The sequence below is a fragment of the Sphingomonas sp. genome (assembly GCF_025353885.1).
Taxonomy (GTDB): Bacteria; Pseudomonadota; Alphaproteobacteria; order Sphingomonadales; family Sphingomonadaceae; genus Sphingomonas_O.
On record NZ_JANXNX010000063.1, the window covers coordinates 1 to 1,652 of the forward strand.

The window sequence follows — 1,652 nt, forward strand, 5'->3', positions numbered from 1 at the left end:
GGTCCCAAGGTCGGTCAATCGAACCCTCAATGCCCCGAGGATGGTTACGAAGCCGTTAAGACCTGGCGCGCGCCAAAGACTTGCCCCGCCTCGGCCGCACTGATATGCGCCACCCGCACCCTGTGCCGCCTATAGGATTCGAACCTACGACCCCCGCATTACGAATGCGATGCTCTACCAACTGAGCTAAGGCGGCACAGGGTGCGGGTGGCGCATATCAGTGCGGCCGGGGCGGGGCAAGTCTTAGGCGCGCGCTAGGTCTTAACGGCTTCGTAACCATCCTCGGGGCATTGAGGGTTCGATTGACCGACCTTGGGACCACCGAATGGACAGGATGCGCGACTTTTCCGATGACAGAGACACTGCGACCGATGTTTCGGAAGCATATGATCCTGCCATTGAAGACCAGGGGATCGACACGCCTGTCGTGATCGGGACCGACGAACGGCGGATGCACGTTCGCGCGTATAATCACTGGGCGTCGCTGCTTGACGGGCGGGCCTATCCCTCGGTCGAGGACCTCCATCCCGAAGATGGCCAGGATTTTGCCCCGCACAGTGTTCTGCTCGATTTTACGGCTGGTTCGTCATCGCCCTCGATCGCGTGGCTGGGCCAGAAATTGCGCGCCGAATGCGACTTGCCGGGCGAAGTCGATTCGATTGCCGATGTGCCCCCGCGGTCGTTGCTGTCCCGCCTGACCGATCATTACCTGCAGATCATCGCCAATCGCGCTCCAGTCGGTTTCGAAGCCGAATTCGTAAACTCGCGCGGTCACAACACCATGTATCGCGGAATATTGATGCCGCTGTCGTCCGACGACGACACCATCGATTTTATTTATGGCGTGATCAACTGGAAGGAAGTGGCGCCGTCGCCCCAGGCCGACGCGATTGAAAGTGAAATCGCCGCCGCACTGGCAGCACAACCGCATCGACCGACGATGCCGGTCTGGGCCGATGGGCCCAGTGCAGCCGCGACCAAGCCACGGCGCGAGGCAGTCACCGCTGCCCGCGAATTGCCGGCTGCCGATCATGAAATAGACGAAGCCGAAGACATGCTGGTCGTTGCTGGTCCAGAAACCGGTCTCGCGGACTGGCTGACCGCGGCTCGTGCCAGTGCCGAGGCCGTCCGCCATGCCGACAGCCGGGGCCGCGCCGCGCTCTATCATGCGCTGGGCCAGGCTTATGATTTTGCGCTTTTAACCGATGATCGCGTGCAGGAATACGCCGATCTGCTGAAATCGACGCGGATCGTGGCGCAGGAACGCGCGCCCATGACGCCCGTGGTGAAACTGGTGTTCGGGGCGGAATACGACAAGACCCGCCTGACCGAATTCGCAGCTGCGCTGAGCTATGCCAAACGGCATGCGTTGCCAGCGGGCGGCATGGGTCATTTCCTCGATCAATATCCGGGCGGCCTGAAGGCGGTCGTCGCGGCGGAACGGCGTGAGCGGCGGCCGGCCGACAAGCCTGTCAAGATCGACGTGGCGCGCGAGGCGGCGCGTGCGCTGGAAGCACAGGCGATCCTGACGCTGCCCGGGGACGACGAATTCGTAGTGCTCATCGCGCGCAGGATCGATGGCGAGCGCGTCGCCGTCATCGGAGTCGTCGACGGTGACAAGCCGATGCTGGACCGCGCTTTGAAGGCGATTA

Annotated in this window: 1 protein-coding gene and 1 tRNA gene; one reads left to right on the forward strand and one right to left on the reverse strand. The window is 62.5% G+C overall.

The features are described 5' to 3' along the window. Positions 1-123 precede the first annotated feature (123 nt). Positions 124-196 (reverse strand) — tRNA-Thr (locus Q0R02_RS06985). Positions 197-325: 129 nt separating this feature from the next. Here Q0R02_RS06985 and Q0R02_RS06990 point away from each other — a divergent pair. Then, positions 326-1,652 (forward strand): hypothetical protein (locus tag Q0R02_RS06990; protein WP_293881929.1); only part of this gene is annotated, 1,327 nt, incomplete at its 3' end.